Annotated in this window: 14 protein-coding genes; 11 read left to right on the top strand and 3 right to left on the bottom strand. The window is 71.1% G+C overall.

Going from position 1 to position 17748, the window contains the following annotated elements; translation table 11 throughout:
- Positions 1-119: 119 nt before the first annotated feature.
- The 3 genes from PK606_RS14865 to PK606_RS14855 all read left to right on the top strand — a co-directional run bounded on the left by PK606_RS14865 (position 120) and on the right by PK606_RS14855 (position 4022).
- Entirely contained in the window at positions 120-1976 is a 1857-nt protein-coding gene (locus tag PK606_RS14865) for a S8 family peptidase (protein ID WP_324565078.1), read from the top strand.
- 150 nt (positions 1977-2126) lie between these two features.
- Positions 2127-3137: a L,D-transpeptidase family protein gene (locus PK606_RS14860; RefSeq protein ID WP_324565077.1), complete on the top strand. Its 1011-nt coding sequence runs from the start codon at positions 2127-2129 to the stop codon at positions 3135-3137.
- A gap of 24 nt (positions 3138-3161) precedes the next feature.
- On the top strand, positions 3162-4022 hold the full coding sequence (locus tag PK606_RS14855) for a M23 family metallopeptidase (protein ID WP_324565076.1): 861 nt from the start codon (positions 3162-3164) through the stop codon (positions 4020-4022).
- Positions 4023-4049: 27 nt separating this feature from the next.
- On the opposite strand, the gene PK606_RS14850 is transcribed toward PK606_RS14855, so the two are convergent.
- A complete protein-coding gene (locus PK606_RS14850) occupies positions 4050-4775 on the bottom strand; it encodes a hypothetical protein (protein WP_324565074.1) in 726 nt (241 codons plus the stop codon).
- 198 nt (positions 4776-4973) lie between these two features.
- Between PK606_RS14850 and PK606_RS14845 the strand changes: the two genes are divergently transcribed.
- The 3 genes from PK606_RS14845 (at position 4974) to PK606_RS14835 (ending at position 6928) form a co-directional block, all read left to right on the top strand.
- Positions 4974-5438 carry a DUF3717 domain-containing protein gene (locus PK606_RS14845; protein WP_324565073.1) on the top strand — a complete coding sequence of 155 codons (465 nt, stop codon included), beginning with the start codon at positions 4974-4976 and terminating at the stop codon, positions 5436-5438.
- Positions 5439-5819: 381 nt separating this feature from the next.
- Positions 5820-6542, top strand: a complete 723-nt coding sequence (locus PK606_RS14840) for a TerC family protein (protein ID WP_324565072.1) — start codon at positions 5820-5822, stop codon at positions 6540-6542.
- A gap of 41 nt (positions 6543-6583) precedes the next feature.
- Entirely contained in the window at positions 6584-6928 is a 345-nt protein-coding gene (locus tag PK606_RS14835; protein ID WP_324565071.1) for a phage holin family protein, read from the top strand.
- A gap of 93 nt (positions 6929-7021) precedes the next feature.
- Here the strand turns inward: PK606_RS14835 and PK606_RS14830 are convergent, their stop codons facing one another.
- Positions 7022-8662 carry a M48 family metalloprotease gene (locus tag PK606_RS14830; protein WP_502920857.1) on the bottom strand — a complete coding sequence of 547 codons (1641 nt, stop codon included), beginning with the start codon at positions 8660-8662 and terminating at the stop codon, positions 7022-7024.
- 159 nt (positions 8663-8821) lie between these two features.
- Here PK606_RS14830 and moaC point away from each other — a divergent pair, with 159 nt between their 5' ends.
- The 5 genes from moaC (at position 8822) to lpdA (ending at position 15043) form a co-directional block, all read left to right on the top strand.
- A complete protein-coding gene (gene moaC / locus PK606_RS14825) occupies positions 8822-9331 on the top strand; it encodes a cyclic pyranopterin monophosphate synthase MoaC (RefSeq protein WP_324565066.1) in 510 nt (169 codons plus the stop codon).
- A gap of 606 nt (positions 9332-9937) precedes the next feature.
- Complete coding sequence (locus PK606_RS14820; RefSeq protein WP_324565064.1) at positions 9938-11173, top strand: 3-methyl-2-oxobutanoate dehydrogenase (2-methylpropanoyl-transferring) subunit alpha; 1236 nt, start codon at positions 9938-9940, stop codon at positions 11171-11173.
- A complete protein-coding gene (locus tag PK606_RS14815) occupies positions 11170-12234 on the top strand; it encodes an alpha-ketoacid dehydrogenase subunit beta (RefSeq protein WP_502920856.1) in 1065 nt (354 codons plus the stop codon). Before PK606_RS14820 ends, PK606_RS14815 begins: the two co-directional genes overlap by 4 nt.
- 66 nt (positions 12235-12300) lie before the next feature.
- Entirely contained in the window at positions 12301-13626 is a 1326-nt protein-coding gene (locus PK606_RS14810; protein ID WP_324565063.1) for a dihydrolipoamide acetyltransferase family protein, read from the top strand.
- A 7-nt stretch (positions 13627-13633) separates the two neighbouring features.
- Positions 13634-15043, top strand: coding sequence for a dihydrolipoyl dehydrogenase (lpdA, locus tag PK606_RS14805; protein ID WP_324565062.1), 1410 nt, complete (start codon positions 13634-13636; stop codon positions 15041-15043).
- Positions 15044-15593: 550 nt separating this feature from the next.
- Here the strand turns inward: lpdA and PK606_RS14800 are convergent.
- Complete coding sequence (locus PK606_RS14800) at positions 15594-17207, bottom strand: Wzy polymerase domain-containing protein (RefSeq protein ID WP_324565060.1); 1614 nt, start codon at positions 17205-17207, stop codon at positions 15594-15596.
- Positions 17208-17748 lie beyond the last annotated feature (541 nt).

Below are 17748 nucleotides of genomic sequence, written 5' to 3'. Positions count from 1 at the left end.
GGTACGACAACGAGTGGGGCTACTCCAACCGCTGCCTGGATATCGTGCGCGTGGTTAGCAAGAAGTAAATCAGCGCGGCGCCGATTTACCGGCGACACGGCTCATGCTACAAGGCGGGCATGAGCCGTTTTCATTTCACCACCCCCGCCCTGATCCTGTGCGCCGCGCTGCTGGCCGGCGCGCCAGCCCAGGCTGCCGACCCCGCGTCCGCAGCGCGCGGGCACGACACCGCACCCGTGGCGCGCGGCCTGATCGTGCAGCTCAAGGACCCGGCCGGCGGGCGTGAAGCCCCGCAGGCGCAGCGCGAGCGCCTGGCCGGCATCGCCGCCGAGGCCGGCCTGCCACGCGGCCAGACGCCGATGCCGGTCGGCCCCAGGGCCCACCTGCTGCGCTTCGAGCGCCCGCTGTCCGGCGCCGCGCTGGAGGCGGCCGAGCGCCGCGTGCGGCTGAATCCGCAGGTGGCGCACGTCGAGCCCGACGTGCGGCTGCGGCGCCTGGCCGAGCCGAACGACCCGTACTACGCCCAGGGCGTGCAGTGGTACCTGCGCACGCCGGCCGACGGCGGCCCGGCGGCGCTGAACCTGCCGCCGGCCTGGGACCGCAGCACCGGCAGCGCCAGCCAGGTGGTGGCGGTGGTGGATTCCGGCATCGCCTACGGCCACCCCGATCTGCAGGACAAGCTGCTGCCCGGCTACGACCTGATCAGCGACCTCGACACCAGCAACGACGGCGACGGCCGCGATGCCGATGCCTGGGATCCGGGCGACTGGATCAGCCCGGGTGAGGCCAACACCGGCACCTACGCCAGCTGTCCGGCCGAGGACAGCTCCTGGCACGGCACCTTCATCGCCGGCCAGATCGCCGCCGTCACCAACAACGCGCGCGGGGTTGCCGGCGTCAGCTGGGGCGCGCGCATCCTTCCGGTGCGGGTGTCGGGCAAGTGCGGCGCCTGGCTGAGCGACGTCGTCGACGGCATCCGCTGGTCCGCCGGCCTGCCGGTGTCCGGCGTGCCGCTCAACCCGCATCCCGCCAGGGTCATCAACGTCAGTTTCGGCGGCAGCACGGCGTGCACTGGCACCTACCAGGACGCCATCGACGAAGCCGGCGCGCGCGGCAGCCTGGTGGTGGTGGCAGCCGGCAACGAGAACGGCCCGCTCACGCGTCCAGCCGACTGCGCCGGCGTGTTGGCCGTGGGCGCGGTGCGCCACGACGGCCTGAAGACCTACTACTCCAACTACGGCCCCAACACCGCCATCATGACGCCGGGCGGCCCCGGCGGCGCGGACAGCGGGCCATCGATTTACTCGACCTCGAACGCCGGCACGCGCGGCCCGGCCGAGCACATCTACGACAGCAAGCAGGGCACCAGTTTCGCGGCCCCGCTGGCGGCCGGCGTGGCCTCGCTGATGCTGTCGATCAACCCGGCGCTGACGCCGCCGGAAATCGTCTCGCGCATCCAGGCCGGTGCGCGGCCATTCCCGCACAACCCGGCCTATCCCAGCTGCAGCCTGCGCTCGCCGGTCAACTCGGCCTGCAATTGCACGGGCGACACCTGCGGACCCGGCCTGCTGGACGCCGAGCGCGCGCTGCAACTGGCTTTCAGCCCGGCGGTGGTGATCGCGCCCATCGGCGCAGTCGAGCCCGGCAGCACGGTGACGCTGGACGGCCGCGCCAGCAACGCGGTGTCCGGCGCCAGCATCGTCTCCTACCAGTGGAGCCAGGTGTCCGGCAGCCCGGTGAGCATCGTCGATGCCGGCAGCCCGCTCGCCCGCGTGACGCTGCCCAACGAGGATGGCGACTGGGTATTCCGTCTGCTGGTCACCGACTCCAAGGGCAATTCGGCCGACAACTACGTCACCGTCAGCGCCGGTGCCGGGCGTGACGAGGAAGGCGGCGGTGCCACCGGGCTGCTCTGGGGCCTGGGCCTGTGGTGGCTGGCACTGGGCGCGCTGCGCGGGCGCCGCCAGCGGCGCTGAGCCGCGTCCGCAGGGCCCGTCGACGCCGTTTTTTCCGGGGCACGAGCAGGCGCGCGCCGCCAGCGGCAGCCGACGCCTTCCTACAGCGCCGCCCGGCGGCGCTGCTCACACTGGGGTCATCGTCCACTCCGGCCGCGAGGCCCCCACACCATGCCGCTATCCCGCCGCCTGCTGCTCGCCGGCCTGGCCGCCGGCAGCACCGCCAGCCTGCCCGCCTGGGCGCGCCGCCGCAGCGCTGCAACCGCTGCCGAAACGCTCGACTTCGACGCCTTCAACGCCGCCAGCGACTCGCCCGCGCTGAAGATCGGCAGCCGCGGCCCAGCGGTGGCGCGGGCGCAGATCCTGCTCGACCGCAACTGGTTCTCGCCCGGCGAGATCGACGGCGCCTTCGGCCGCAACATGCAGCGCATGGTCAAGGCCTACCAGCGCGCCAACAACCTGAAGGAAACCGGTGGCATCGATGCCGAGACCTGGAAATCGCTGCGCGAGGCCAGCCCCGAGCCGCTGCTGACGCGCTACACCGTCACCGACAAGGACGCCGCCGGCCCGTTCGAGCCGACGCCCGCCGACATCGCCGAGCGCGCCAGGCTCAAGGCCCTGCATTACGAATCGCTCGACGAGGCGATCGCCGAGCGCTTCCACGTCAACCCGGCCTACCTCAAGCGCCTGAACGGCGGCAAGGCACCGGCTGCGGGCGCCGAGATCGTGGTGCCCAACGTGGCAGGCGGCAAGGCGCCCACGCGCGCCTCGCAGGCCATCGAGATCGACAAGGGCGAGCGCGTGCTGTTCGTGCTGGACCAGGACGGCAAGCCAGCGGCGGGCTTCCCGATCAGCATCGGCAACGAGCGCAACGACCCGCTGCCGATCGGCGAGATGGCGATCAAGAACGCGGTCGACATGCCGAGCTTCACCTACAACCCGGCAATCCTGAAGACCGCGCCCAAGGACGCGCCAAAAGTCGAGATCGCGCCCGGCCCGAACAACCCCGTCGGCACCATCTGGCTCGGCCTGAGCAAGCCGCACTGGGGCATCCACGGCACACCCGAGCCGGCCAAGGTCGGCCACTCGGAAACCAACGGCTGCATCCACCTGACCAACTGGGACGCCGAACGGCTGGCGAAGATCGTCAAGGTCGGCGCCAGGGTGGACGTCAGGGCCTGAGGCCGGGCGAGGAAAGCAGACGAGGTGGCGGCACGTCCTGCCCGCAAGTCCGGCTGGGGCCAGGCCCTCGGCTGGTTCGTGGTGCTGGCGGCGCTGCTGCTTGGCGCAAGCTGGCTCCTGCGGCAGGCCGGGCAGCCGCTGATCCAGCCGCGCGAATCGGCGCCGCCAACCGATGCTGGAGCCGTGCAGACCCCGATTTCCCAGGCACCACGGCAGCGCGATTCCGCACCACCGCCTGGCCCTGGCGACGCCGCCGCTGGAGCCGCTCCAGAGTCCGTCCTGGTCAGCCGCACCGAGGCCAAACCGCCCGCACCGATCGCCATCGACGCCGCAGGCGGCGCCGCACACGCCCCCATCACCGGATCGGCAGCCGCGCCCGCAGAGCCCACCGCAACGCCGGCGCCGCACGGCGACGACCCGCTGGCCGAAGACATCGCCCGGCTAGCGGCACGGCGCCTGACGCTGCCGGTTCGCGGCGTCGGCGCCGGCCAGTTGATCGACACCTACACCGAAGCCCGCGCCGGCGGCGCCCGCAGCCATGAGGCGATCGACATCATGGCGCCTGCCGGCACGCCGGTGCTGGCGGTGGAAGACGGCCGCGTCGCCAGGCTGTTCTTCAGCCAGGGCGGTGGCGGCATCACGCTCTACCAGTTCGACCCCGACGAGCAGTACGCCTACTATTACGCCCACCTCGAGCGCTATGCCGACGGCCTGCGGGATGGCCAGCCGCTGCGCCGCGGCCAGGTGATCGGCTACGTCGGCGCCAGCGGCAACGCCAACCCCCAGGCGCCGCACCTGCACTTCGCCATCTTCAAGCTGGGGCCGGACAAGCGGTGGTGGAAAGGCGAGGCGCTGAACCCGTACCCGGTGCTGCGCGGTCGCTGACAGCACCAGCACCCCGGCACGGCCTGCTCACAGGCCGGCGGCGTTCAGGCGCTTCAGCGCGCAACCCGGCTCGCCGCCGCAGGCCGCATCCAGCGCCTCGATCGGCTCATCGGCAAACAGCACCTCGACTTGCCGGCCGGCATGCGGCCGCCATTCAGCCTGTGTCATCAGCCATTTGGCGACGAACTCGGCCACCGTGCGGCGCGCGGCTTCGCGCTGGCGCGCCAGCATCGGCGCCGTGGCGGCCTTGCGGCCCAGCGATGCGGTGATCGACCGCTCCAGCGCCGCCAGCTGCTCGCGCCCGGTGAACAGCGACCACAGGCCGCGCGACTCCTTCTCCATCTGTCCGGTATCGATTGCCACCGGCAGCGTCGGCTGCAGGCGCGGCGCGATCACCCGCACGCTGCCGTCCGGCCGCACGCGCACGGTCCATTCGGGCGCCAGTTCGACGTGGCTGCGGTAATGCGCCGGCACGCGGATGCGCGAGAAGGTGCTGCCGACCGGCACCCCCAGCAACTGGTGGTCGCGCGAGACCTCGAAGGTCTCGACCTGCTTCAGTTCCGCCACTTCGAGCCTGCCACCAGGTATGCGCAACACCACTTCCTCGCCCACCGCCAGTGCCGCGGGTGGCGGTGTGGGTGGCTGCAGGCGCCACAGCCACCAGCCCAGCAGCAGGTTGGCCAGCAGGCTCAGCCACAGCCAGCCGCGCCAGCGGCGCGGGCGCGGGGCGGGCAGTGCAGGGTCGGGATTCATTCAGCACTCCAGGTCGCGCAGACGACCGTGCGAGGGTATGGCCATCGCACCAGCCGGGTCAATGGCCGCGCGGACACGCTGCCCTGCCTCGCAGGCGCGGCGGCAGCGGCGCACCGGCCTCCGCACCAGCAGACAAGTTCGTTCGCGGCTGCCGCCGACCCCACGTCGAACCGCCCGACGCCCTATCATCGTCCGCGCATGGACCGCATCCACATCGACGACCTCGAAGCCGCGCTGAACCACTGGCGCCAGCGTCGGCCGGCCTCCGGCAGTGCAGCGCTGGCACCCGAGGTGGCGGCGCTGGCGGAGGTCTATGGCCGCATGACGTACCGGCGCCAGCACGAGATCGATGCCGCCACCCTGCCCGCCGCCGCCCACGCGGCCTGGGTGGCCTGGTACGCGAGCACGCCCGACGCACCCTGCATCGCCATCTGCACCACCAACCAGGGCGATGCCGTGTGCAAGGGCTGCGGCCGCAGCGAGCACGAGGTGCAGCACTGGCCCTCCATGAGTCCCTACGCCAAGCGCGCCGTCTGGCGCCGCATCACGCGCGAGGGCACGGCCTGGCGCTTCAACCGCTATGCCGAACGGGCGCAGGAGCGCGCCGCGCCGGCGGCCGGGCGCGACATCGATTCTTGCCAAACGGGGCCGTCGATGGTTTAATTGCGGATTGTCCGAAGGGGAGTAGCTCCCTCAAAGCCGCGCACCGGCCTCACGGCCGGTTGAAGTTTTGGTTGCAATTGGCAGCTGCGCGGCATCGTCGGGTCGTCAATACGAAGTGCCGGGCGCAGTCTGCCCAGCAACTTCCGGCCCGCCGGGCGGTTGGCGTCGTTTCGCAACGACACGCCCAGCCGCCGAGCAAGACCTTCGATCAAGCCCCGCCCGCGCGCGGTTGGTCGAAGACAAGGTCTTGCTGCATCTCGATGGCTCAGAACGCCCGGCGCCCGCCGCGCACGCCATCCGAAACGCTCCAGGTCCCGGTCCGACGCCCCCCCCAGTGCCGGCGGACTGTGTATCGACCTTGCGACCCGGAGCTTCTCAACCATGGAATTCATGTCCGCCCCCTGGTGGTCCGCCCTGCTGGCCATCATCCTGATCGACCTGGTGCTGGCCGGCGACAACGCCATCGTCATCGCGCTGGCCGCGCGCAACCTGCCCAAGCACCTGCAGAAGAAGGCCATCGTCTGGGGCACCGTCGGCGCCATCACGGTGCGCACCGTGATGACGCTGGTGGTGGTCTGGCTGCTCAAGATCCCCGGCCTGATGCTGGTCGGCGGCCTCGGCCTGTTGTGGATTGCCTACAAGCTGATCGCCGACCAGAGCGACGGCGACGGCGAGCACGGCCCGGCCGCCACCACCTTCTGGGGCGCCATGAAGACCATCGTCATCGCCGACGCGCTGATGGGCATCGACAACGTGCTGGGCGTGGCCGGCGCCGCGCACGGCGCCATGGACCTGGTGGTGATCGGCCTGCTCATCAGCGTGCCGATCGTGGTGTTCGGCTCCACCATGGTGCTCAAGCTGGTGGACCGCTTTCCCGTCATCATTTACCTCGGCGCCGGCGTGCTGGCCTGGACTGCGGCGTCGATGATCACCAACGAGCCGGTGCTGGCCGGCTGGTTCGGCGTCCGCGAGGCGCCCGAAACGGTGCTGCGCTGGGCCGTCGCGGCGCTGTGCGTGGCCGGCGTGCTGGGCACCGCCTGGCTGGCCACGCAACGCAAGCCGGCGGCCGAGGCCAGCGCCGAAACCGGCCCCGGTCAGGCCTGATTTCCGCACCTGGGCGGCCGGCGCTGCGCTATGCTGCGGGCATGAAACTGATCCTCAAATGGCTGCTGTCGGCCGCCGCCCTGCTGCTGGTGGCCTACCTCTACAGCAGCGGCGTCACGGTGGCGAGTTTTGGTTCGGCACTGCTGGCGGCGCTGGTCATCGGCCTGCTCAACATGCTGGTGCGGCCGATCCTGGTGGTGCTGACGATCCCGATCACGCTGATCACGCTGGGGCTGTTCCTGTTCGTCATCAACGCGCTGATGTTCTGGGCCGCGTCGGGCGTGCTCAGCGGCTTCCACGTCAACGGCTTCTGGGCCGCGCTGGTCGGCTCGCTGATCTACTCGGCGCTCGGGCTGGTGATCGACGGGTTGCTGGAGCGGCTTTGACGAGCCTGAGCGTCAGGCGCTCGGCGTTGAGCGGGTCCAAGCCGCGACGCCGGAGCGCTTCGGTTCTCGCGCTCGACGCCGCACCTGCGCGGATCAGCGCCGCTTCTGCTTTTCTTCCTCCTCGCGCTGCAGCCTGAGCGCCTCCCGCGCGGTGCGCAGGCGCGTGTCGACGATGCTGGCCTCGATCAGGTCGGCATTGTCGCCCGGGTGCGTGCGCGAGTAGTCCTGCGCCGCGCGCCAGCGATCGACGGCGCCGGCGTAGTCCATGCGCGCCATCTGCACCTCGCCCTCGGCGCGCAGCGCGCGCAGCATGCGGCCCTGCGCCGCGTGCGCCTGCGCCAGCGCCTGCCAGGCGCCGGCATCCTGCGGGTGGTCGCTGACCCAGGTCTGCAGCGCGCCGGCCGCCTCGGCGGCCCGGCCGCTGCCGGTCAGCGCCTGCGCGCGCAGCAGCAGCAGGGCGCGGCCCGACTGACCGACCGGGCCATTCCTAGCGCTGTCGCCGATCGGACGCGCAGCCGCCGGCAGCAGTTCCAGCGCACGCGCCGGCTGGCCAGCCTGCAGCGCCAGTTCGGCCTGCAGCACGCGTGCCTGCTGCAGTGCGCGCGCATCGCCCGCGACCAGCGTCGCCAGATGCCCGGCCAGCGCCTGCGCCTTGGCCAGGTCGCGCAGTTCGGCCTGCGCCAGCGCCGCCGCGTACAGGGCGCCGGCACGGCGCCCCGGCGGCAGCTGACCGAAGCCGGATTGCGCCGGCTCGCCGGCCCAGGCGCGCAGCACGTCGACGCCAGGGCGGCCCAGCACGCGCGCGCGGCCCGCCAGCAGCAGGGCTTCCAGGTCGCCGCCGCCGGCCGGCGCAAGCGCGCTGCTGCCGACGCTGGCGGTTTTCGCCCCGCCAGGCAAGGGCTCATGGCCCACGGCCTGACCGCTGGCGCGCCCCAGGTTCTGCTGGCGCTGCTGCATGTCGGCGATGCGCTGCGTGGTCAGCGGGTGGCTGCGCAGGTAGGGCCAGTCGCCGTTGTCGTCGATGCGCGAGGCGGCCTGCAGCTTCTCGAACATGCCGACGAAGCCTTCCGGCGCGAAGCCGCCCTGCGTCAGGATGCCGTGGCCGATGCGGTCGGCCTCGCGCTCCATGTCGCGCGAGAAATTGAGCTGCTGCTGGATCACGGCCGCCTGCCCGCCCACCGCCAGCGCCGCGCCGGCCTGCGGACTCTGGCTGGCAGCGATCGCGCCCAGCACCATGGCGGCCAGCATCAGCGGCGCCTGCCGGTCCTGCTTGCCCAGCATGCGCGGGATGTGGCGCTGGGTGATGTGCGCCATCTCGTGCGCCAGCACCGAGGCCAGCTCGTCGCGCGACGTCACGGCGCCGACCAGCCCGGTGTGCAGGCCGAAATAGCCGCCCGGCAGCGCGAAGGCGTTGATGGTCGGCACGCGCCCCAGCAGCACCCGCCAGGCGTAGCGCTCATCGAGTTCCGGCGGCAGCTCGCCACGGGCCCGCGCGCCCGCCAGCAGCGCGCGCCAGATGCCGTCCACGTACTCGCCCAGCACCGGATCGTCCAGGTAGGCCGGGTCGCGGTACAGCTCGCGGATGATGGCGTCGCCCAGCTTGCGCTCTTCCAGCGTCGTCATGTCGCCGGCGTCGCCCAGCGAGGGCAGGCCGCGCGCGACCGGCGGCGGGCTGGTGCCGGGCGTCTGCGCGGCAACGGGCAGCGCCAGCACGGCAAGGCCGGCAACCGCCAGCAAGGCGTGCGGCAGCAAACGGGCCAGGGTTCGGTCAGCGAGGTTCAACACAGTCACCGGTGGCGCAGTGCACCCACGCAGGGCAGGCGGCGCATGAAGCCAGACGTCCCCGTATGATGCCCGCTCGCCCCTTGTGTTCCCAGCCCTGCACGCCCTGCCATGACCACGCCGACTTCGCCGCTGACCCATTTCGACGCCCAGGGCCAGGCCCACATGGTCGACGTCGGCGCCAAGCCGGCCACCCACCGCGTCGCCATCGCCGCCGGCCGCATCGAGATGCTGCCCGCCACGCTGGCGCTGATCGAATCCGGCACGGCGAAGAAGGGTGACGTGCTCGGCATCGCCCGCATCGCCGGCATCATGGCGGCCAAGAAGACCGCCGAGCTTATCCCCCTGTGCCACCCGCTGGCGCTGTCGCGGGTGGCGATCGAGTTCAGCACCACCGGCGCCCAGGGCGACGCCCCGCCCGCCGTGCACTGCACCGCCACCGTCGAGACCACCGGCCCGACCGGCGTGGAGATGGAAGCCCTCACCGCCGTGCAGGTCGCCCTGCTGACCATCTACGACATGTGCAAGGCCGCCGACCGCGGCATGGTGATGACCGGTGTGCGACTGCTGGAAAAGCATGGGGGCAAGTCGGGGAGCTATGTGGCGGCTGGGGCTGATTGAACTCTTTTCGCGTCTCGATGCGCTGACCCGCCCTCACCCCAACCCTCTCCCAGAGGGAGAGGGAGAAAAAACCCAAGGGCCGAGCGCAGCGATGGCCCGAAGGGTATTCCTTTCCTCCCCTCTGGCCGTGCCGAGAAGCACAGGGCGTGGGGCGGGCGCGGCAGCGCAGCATGCCGCGCTTCGTGATCTGACTCGCTGCGGTTGTCCGAGCGTAGCGCTGTAAGCGCGCAGTGAGTTCCGCAGCGCCGCCCCATGCCCGAGCATCGCAGGTTGCCCGTAGCGCAGCGAAGGGACACGGCCAGTGGGGTCGCCTTTTGTGTTCGCGTAACTTCGCTGCGCGAAGTGAGCGAACCCCGCTGCGCGAACTTTGCCTACTTTCTTTTGGCGAGACAAAAGAAAGTAGGTGCGCCGCCGGGCGCACATCCCGGCCCACACCCCCTCCATCCCCAGGAAAAAACCCGCTCCCAGTACGCCCGCTCCCCCACCCACGAGACAACCTCGCCGCAACAGCGTATAAGCCAAGACTGCGACCCTCGCCGTGATCCGGCGAGTCCAGCCCACCGACTGCGGCCGCCACCCGCGCCCGCCAGGAGAGGAGACAAGCGCATGACAGAGCAAGCAGCGTTGCGGCTGCACGTGCCGGAGCCGTCCGGCCGCCCCGGCGAGAGCACCGACTTCTCCTACCTGCGCCTGTCCGAGCCGGGCGCGGTGCGCAAGCCGCCGATCGACACCAGCCACTTCGACACCGCCGACCTGGCGTACTCGATGATCCGCGTGCTGAACGACGAGCACCAGGCGGTTGGCCCCTGGGCGCCCGAGGTCGACGAGACCGCGCTGCGCCGCGGCCTGCGCTCGATGATGAAGACGCGCATCTTCGATGCCCGCATGATCATCGCCCAGCGCCAGCGCAAGACTTCCTTCTACATGACCTGCCTGGGCGAGGAGGCCGTCGCCATCGCCCAGGCCATGGCGCTGCGCGACGGCGACATGTGCTTTGCCACCTACCGCCAGCCCGGTCTGTTACTCAGCCGCGACGACATCTCGATGGTCGAGATGATCTGCCAGCTGATGAGCAACGAGTGCGACCCGATGAAGGGCCGCCAGCTGCCGGTGCTGTACTCGTACAAGCGCGCCGGCTTCTTCAGCCTGTCGGGCAACCTGGCGACGCAGTACCCGCAGGCCGTGGGCTGGGCCATGGCCTCGGCGATCAAGGGCGACACCCGCATCGCCTCGGCCTGGATCGGCGACGGCTCCACCGCCGAGGCCGACTTCCACACCGCGCTCACCTTCGCCCACGTCTACCGCGCACCGGTGATCCTGAACGTGGTCAACAACCAGTGGGCCATCTCCAGCTTCCAGGCGATTGCCGGCGGCGAGCGCACCACCTTCGCGGCGCGCGGGGTCGGCTGCGGCATCGCTTCGCTACGGGTCGACGGCAACGACTTCCTGGCGGTGTATGCGGCATCGAAATGGGCCGCCGAGCGTGCCCGCAGCAACCTCGGAGCGACACTGATCGAATGGGTCACCTACCGCGCCGGCGCACACTCGACCTCGGACGACCCGTCCAAGTACCGCCCGGCCGACGACTGGAAGCGCTTTCCGCTCGGCGACCCGATCGAGCGGCTCAAGCAGCACCTGATCGCGCGCGGCTGGTGGTCGGAGCAGGAGCACCAGCAGGTGCACAAGGAGCTCGAGGCCGAGATCGCCGCGGCGCAGAAGCAGGCCGAGCGCCACGGCACCATGATCGACGGCCAGAGCGTCAGCCCCGCCACCATGTTCGAGGACGTCTACGAGACCATGCCGGCGCACCTGCGGCGCCAGCGCCAGGAGCTGGGCCTATGAGCACCGAAACGCGCAAGCCCGACACGGCGCCCGCCGAAGCCGTCGCCAGCCAGTCGATGACCATGATCCAGGCGCTGCGCTCGGCGCTCGACGTGATGATGGCGCGTGATCCCGACGTGGTGGTGTTCGGCGAGGACGTCGGCTACTTCGGCGGCGTGTTCCGCGTCACCGAGGGCCTGCAGGCCAAGTACGGCAAGACCCGCTGCTTCGACACGCCGATCAACGAGAGCGGCATCGTCGGCGCCGCCATCGGCATGGCCGCCTACGGCCTGAAGCCGGTGGCCGAGATCCAGTTCGCCGACTACTTCTACCCCGCCACCGACCAGATCGTGTCCGAGGCGGCGCGGCTGCGCTACCGCTCGGCCGGCGACTTCACCTGCCCGATGGTGGTGCGCATGCCCTGCGGCGGCGGCATCTTCGGCGGCCAGACCCACAGCCAGAGCCCGGAGGCGCTGTTCGCCCACTTCTGCGGCATCCGCACCGTGATGCCCAGCAATCCCTACGACGCCAAGGGCCTGCTCATCAGCGCCATCGAGTGCAACGACCCGGTCATCTTCCTGGAGCCCAAGCGCCTGTACAACGGTCCCTTCGACGGCCACCACGACCGCCCGCTGGTGCCCTGGTCGAAGCACGCGCTGGGCATGGTGCCGGAAGGCTACTACCGCGTGCCCTTCGACTCGGCCGCCATCTTCCGCGCCGGCACGCAGGTCACGGTGCTGACCTACGGCACCATGACCTGGGTCGCCGAGGCGGCGGCGCGCGAGACCGGCATCGACGCCGAGATCATCGACCTGCGCTCGATCTGGCCGATGGACCTGGACACCGTGGTCGATTCGGTGCGCAAGACCGGCCGCTGCGTGGTGGTGCACGAGGCCACGCGGACCAACGGCTTCGGCGCCGAGCTGTGCGCGCTGGTGCAGGAGCACTGCTTCTACCAGCTGGAGGCGCCGATCGAGCGCGTCACCGGCTGGGACACGCCCTACCCGCACGCGCACGAATGGCTGTACTTCCCCGGCCCGGCGCGCGTCGGTGCGGCGCTGCAACGGGTGATGGAGGGCTGATGGCGATGACGCACTCCTTCCTCATCCCGGCTTCAACGGCCGCGCCGCGGCGTGGCGGAGACTGACATGGGCCAGTACGCAATCAAGATGCCCGACATCGGCGAAGGCATTGCCGAGGTGGAACTGGTCGAATGGCGCGTGCAGCCGGGCGATCTGGTGCACGAGGACCAGGTCGTCGCCGACGTGATGACCGACAAGGCCACGGTGGAGATCCCGACGCCGGTGGCCGGCCGCGTGCTGACGCTCGGCGGTCATCCGGGCCAGTTCCTGGCCGTCGGCGGCGAACTGATCCGGCTCGAGGTCGATGGCCCCGGCAACGTGGCGGCGCCCGCGGACGATGCCGCTGCCGCCGGGCCCGCTGTGGCTCCGGCCGTCGCCACGCCCGCACCGGCAGCCGCCGCACCCGAACCTCCGGCACCCACGCCGGCTGCCCTCACGCCGCCGCCGCCGGCCAGCCCGCCCCCGTCACCCGCCAGCGTGCCGGCGCCGGCCGCCGTGCCGCGCGCCCCCGGCGAAAAGCCGCTGGCCTCGCCGGCCGTGCGCCAGCGCGCCTGGGATCTGGGCGTGGCGCTGCAGTTCGTGCCCGGCAGCGGCCCGGCCGGCCGCATCACGCACGCCGACCTCGATGCCTTCATCGAGCGCAGCAGCGCGCCCGCCGCCGCCGCGGGCGATCCATCGCGCTACCGCCGGCTCGAAGGCGAGGAGCAGATCCCCGTCATCGGCCTGCGCCGCAAGATCGCGCAGAAGATGCAGGACGCCAAGCGCCGCATCCCGCACTTCAGCTACGTCGAGGAGATCGACGTCACCGAGCTGGAGGCGCTGCGCGCCACGCTGAACGCCCGCCACGGCGCCGAGCGCGGCAAGCTGACGCTGCTGCCGCTGCTGGCGCGCGCCACCGTGGTGGCGCTGCGCGACTTCCCGCAGTGCAACGCGCGCTACGACGACGAAGGCGGCGTAGTGATCCGCTCGCAGCCGGTGCACCTGGGCATCGCCACCCAGACCGACGGCGGCCTGATGGTGCCGGTGCTGCGCCACGCCGAGGCCATGGACCCCTGGGCCTGCGCGCGCGAGATCGAGCGCCTGGCGCGCGCCGCGCGCGAGGGCAAGGTGGCGCGCGACGAGCTCAGCGGCTCGACCATCACCATCACCAGTTTGGGACCGCTCGGCGGCATCGCCTCGACGCCGGTCATCAACCACCCCGAGGTTGCCATCATCGGCGTCAACCGCATCGTGGAACGCCCGACCTGGCAGCACGGCGCCGTGGTGCCGCGCAAGCTGATGAACCTGTCGTCCTCGTTCGACCACCGCGTGGTCGACGGCATGGACGCCGCCCGCTTCATCCAGGCCGTGCGCGCGCTGCTGGAAACGCCGGCGCTGCTGTTCGTGGAGTGACACCGCCATGAAAACCCACACCACCCACCTGCTCGTCATCGGCGGCGGCCCCGGCGGCTACGTGGCGGCGATCCGCGCGGCGCAGCTCGGCATCGCCACCACGCTGGTCGAGGGCCAGGCGCTGGGCGGCAGCTGCCTCAACGTCGGCTGCATCCCGTCCAAGGCGCTGATCCACGCGGCCCAGCAGTTCGAGGCCGCCGTGCGCGCCGGCAGCGGCCATTCGCCGCTCGGCATCCGCGCCGGCGCTCCGGCCATGGACCTGGCCGTGATGCAGCAGTGGAAGGACGGCGTGGTCGGGCGCCTGACGGGCGGCGTCGGCGCGCTGCTGCGCAAGCACGGCGTCGAGGTGGTGTCCGGCTGGGCGAGCATCGTCGACGGCAAGACCGTCGAGGTCGCGCGCGAAGGCGCCGAGCCGGCGCGCTGGCGCTGCGAGCACCTGTTGCTGGCCACCGGCTCGGAAGCCATCGAGTTGCCCGGCCTGCCCTTCGACAAAGGGGGCGGCCCGGTGGTTTCGTCCACCGAGGCGCTGGCCTTCACCGAACTGCCGCGCCGCCTGGCGGTGGTCGGCGCCGGCTACATCGGGCTCGAGCTCGGCACCGCCTGGCGCAAGCTCGGCGCCGAGGTCACCATCATCGAGGCCACCAGCCGCGTGCTGCCGGCCTACGAGGAGGAGCTGTGCAAGCCGGTGCTGGCCTCGCTGCGGCGCCTGGGCATCACCGTGCACACCAACTACAGCGCCGAAGGCATGACGCGCAGCAGCGACGGCCTGCGCGTGCGCAGCGGCCATGCCGACGAGTTCGTGGTGCCGGCCGACAAGGTGCTGGTCGCGGTCGGGCGCCGCCCGCGCACCGGCGGCTTCAACCTGGAATCGCTGCAATTGGCGATGAACGGCCGCGCCATCAAGGTCGACGCGCGCTGCCGCACCTCGATGCAGGGCGTGTGGGCGATCGGCGACGTCACCGGCGAGCCGCTGCTGGCGCACCGCGCCATGGCGCAGGGCACCGTGGTGGCCGAGTGCATCGCCGGCCAGCGGCGCGAGTTCGCCCCGCTGGCAATCCCCGCCGTCTGCTTCACCGACCCCGAGGTCGTCGTGGTCGGCCAGACACGCCAGGCCGCGACCGAGGCCGGCATTACGCACGTGAGCGCCCACTTCCCGTTCGTGGCCAATGGGCGTGCGCTCAGCGTCGAGGCCGGCGAGGGCTTCGTGCGGGTGGTGGCGCGCCAGGACAACCACCTGATCCTGGGCTGGCAGGCGGTCGGCGCCGGCGTGTCGGAACTGGCCGCCGCCTTCACCCATTCGATCGAGATGGGTGCGCGGCTGGAGGACGTGGGCGCCATCATCCATGCGCATCCGACGCTGGGCGAGGCGATGCAGGAGGCGGCATTGAGGGCGTTGGGGCAGGCGATTCACGTCTGAATCGGGGCGTTTTTCTTGGTCTTTGCAGCGCGGGGCGGGGCGGGAATGCTGCTGGCCGGGATTGCGCCCGGCGGCGCACCTACTTTTCTTTGTCTCGCCAAAGAAAAGTAGGCAAAAGAAAGGCGACCCCGCTGGCCGTGTCCCCTGCGCTTTGCTCCGGGGCAACCTGCGATGCTCGGTCGCGGGGCGGCGCTGCGGAACTCACTTTGCGGCTACGCCGCGCCGTTCGAACAACCGCAGCGAGTCAGAGCACGAAGCATGGCTTTGCTGCGCAAGCCATGCCCGCCCCACGCCCTGCGCTTCTCGGCACGGCCAGAGGGGGTTTGGATTCCACCCGGGCCATCGCTGCGCTCGGCCGTTGGGTTGTTCTCCCCCTGGGAGAGGGTTGGGGTGAGGGCAACCCCGTTTCGAACAAACCTCGATCGGTCACCACCCTGGGCTTGCGCGGATGAGTACCTGCCCTCGAACCTGATCCCAGCGCCGGTGCAGGGCAACCCGGCGCCGCAAGCACCGATGCCGCTCTCCCTGCAAGCGAACGGGTGGCGCGCGGTTACTCCGGCTCGACACCCGCCGCCCCGGCCTGCAGGCGCCGGGCAATAGGCTCATTGGCTTGCGCCCACTCACGGTACTGGCGCGGAAACGCTGCCTCCAGACGCGCCAGGTGCGCCCGCGCCAGCTCGTCCTGGCCCAGCAGCGCGGCACTTTCGATCACGCGGGTGGCCACCCGCGCCTCGGGCGAGAAATGCAGCGTCTTCAGCGCCGCCGACAGCATCCAGGCCGCGTTGTCGGGCGTCACCGGCTGGCCGGTGACCTCGGCGAAGCGCACCAGATCGAGGTACAGCCAGGAGCGGCGCGCCTGGCCCATGGCGTCGTCACGGTAGGGCGCCGAACGCTCGGCCGGCAGCAGGTAGATCTGGCTGATGCGGTGGTAGTCCCAGCCGGCGTACAGCACCGCCGCCAGCAGCGTGCCGGCCACGGCCGGGCGCAGCCAGAGCGCGCTGGACGCCAGCCCCGATGGCGCGGTGGCAAGGTCCGCCTGGACCACCGGCACACCGGCAGACCTACGCGTCGCCCACAGCAGCCACACGCAGATCAGCGCCGCGATCTGAAACGGCGCATACCACAGCGGGTATTCCACCCCGCTGTGGATGCCGATCACCGCCAGCACACCCCAGGCCAGCTGGCGCGTCGGCGACTGCGTGCGCCAGGGCCGAGCACGCAGCAGCACTGCGAGCAGTCCGGCGCAGGCCAGCAGCGCGGCCGGCAGGCCCAGCTCCACCGCCAGGTGCAGCGGCAGGTTGTGCGCGTTGTCGAGGATGTAGCAAAAGCGCGCACCAGGGTACAGCGTCATGTAGTGCGCGTAGTCCAGCTCGCCCCAGCCCCAGCCCAGCCAGGGCTTGAGCGCGATCAGCTCGAGCACGTTGCGCCACAGCACCAGGCGGCTGCCGCAGCTCGACGACCCATCGCGCAGCCGCGCCAGCATGTCACGCCCCTCGGGCACGCCCAGCCACTGCGCCAGCTGCGGCAGCGCCAGCACCGCCAGCGCGTACAGCAGCAGCGCGGCACCGACCGTCCATGCCGCCGCCCGTCCGCCACTCCGCCCCGCCACGCGCCGCTGGCCAGCAGCCACATCGCCGTTCGCCGCCAAACGCCCCGCACGCGCCCACCACAGCGCCAGCGCGCCGCAGGCCAGCAGTTCCACCAGCCCGACACGCGAAGCCGTCGCCGCCAGCGCCGTCGTCAAGAGCGCCAGCAGTGCGATGGCGGGTGCACACCCTGGCCGGCGCCCTTGCTGCACCTGCCAGCGCAGCGCCAGCGCGCCGATCACCAGCAGCGAGGCGAGCTGGTTCGGCTGGCGCAGGTTGCCGAAGGCCTGGCGCGGCTCGGCGATGTTCAGCCAAGGAAAGAAGGGCGTTTCAAGGTCGAAATACTGCAGCAGCGCGATCACCCCACTGATCCCCGCCGCCGCCAGCCACCCCAGCGCCGCCAGCCGCGCCGCACGCTCGGGCTCGCGCACCGGCCACAGCAGCAACACCAGCGCTGCCAAGCCCATCCCCACCAAATATGGTTGCGTCGCCGCCCTCGGACCGGCCGTGAAGGGCCACAGCCAGGGCAGGGTCAGCGCGGTGAGCAGCAGCGCGGCGCGCGGGGAAAAGGGCGGCATGGGAGGCGATTGTGCCAAGGGGCAAATCGCCTATTCGCAGCAGCAAGCAAAAAAAGAGCTGCACAAGCAGCTCGAGAGAAATTGGAATCTGACTCCGATTACTCCCTGACCGTGTCCCTTCGCTGTGCTACGGGCAACCTACGATGCTCGGTCATGGGGCGGGGCTGCGGAACTCACTGCGCGCTTGCAGCGCTCCGTTCGAACAACCGCAGCGAGTCAGAGCACGAAGCGCGGCATGCTTCGCTGCCGCGCCCGCCCCACGCCCTGCGCTTCTCGGCACGGCGAGAGTGGATGGGAACCCACCACCCGGGCCGTCGCTGCGCTCGGCCTTGCTCAAAGAAAAAGGGCCGTTAGGCCCTTTTTTGAGTATTTGGATCTGACCCCAATTACCCCATCAAGCGTTACACTCGATTCAAGGAGTAGCAGCAGCTTGGCATGACGCCGGCCGATACTGTGCGTCGACAGTCCCAGCGCACGCCCAAGACAAGGCGGTTTCAAGACCGAAGTGCAACACCGAGGTCAATGAACCGAAGTTGATGGC

Source organism: Ottowia sp., from assembly GCF_035444425.1.
Lineage (GTDB): Bacteria > Pseudomonadota > Gammaproteobacteria > Burkholderiales > Burkholderiaceae_C > Ottowia.
This window is presented reverse-complemented; position numbering and strand designations above follow the sequence as displayed.

Coding starts and splice junctions, on each gene's coding strand:
- PK606_RS14865 (WP_324565078.1), top strand. CDS start 120: ATGAGCCGTTTTCATTTCACCACCCCCGCCCTGATCCTGTGCGCCGCG.
- PK606_RS14860 (WP_324565077.1), top strand. CDS start 2,127: ATGCCGCTATCCCGCCGCCTGCTGCTCGCCGGCCTGGCCGCCGGCAGC.
- PK606_RS14850 (WP_324565074.1), bottom strand. CDS start 4,775: ATGAATCCCGACCCTGCACTGCCCGCCCCGCGCCCGCGCCGCTGGCGC.
- PK606_RS14845 (WP_324565073.1), top strand. CDS start 4,974: ATGGACCGCATCCACATCGACGACCTCGAAGCCGCGCTGAACCACTGG.
- PK606_RS14840 (WP_324565072.1), top strand. CDS start 5,820: ATGGAATTCATGTCCGCCCCCTGGTGGTCCGCCCTGCTGGCCATCATC.
- PK606_RS14835 (WP_324565071.1), top strand. CDS start 6,584: ATGAAACTGATCCTCAAATGGCTGCTGTCGGCCGCCGCCCTGCTGCTG.
- moaC (WP_324565066.1), top strand. CDS start 8,822: ATGACCACGCCGACTTCGCCGCTGACCCATTTCGACGCCCAGGGCCAG.
- PK606_RS14820 (WP_324565064.1), top strand. CDS start 9,938: ATGACAGAGCAAGCAGCGTTGCGGCTGCACGTGCCGGAGCCGTCCGGC.
- PK606_RS14815 (WP_502920856.1), top strand. CDS start 11,170: ATGAGCACCGAAACGCGCAAGCCCGACACGGCGCCCGCCGAAGCCGTC.
- PK606_RS14810 (WP_324565063.1), top strand. CDS start 12,301: ATGGGCCAGTACGCAATCAAGATGCCCGACATCGGCGAAGGCATTGCC.
- lpdA (WP_324565062.1), top strand. CDS start 13,634: ATGAAAACCCACACCACCCACCTGCTCGTCATCGGCGGCGGCCCCGGC.
- PK606_RS14800 (WP_324565060.1), bottom strand. CDS start 17,207: ATGCCGCCCTTTTCCCCGCGCGCCGCGCTGCTGCTCACCGCGCTGACC.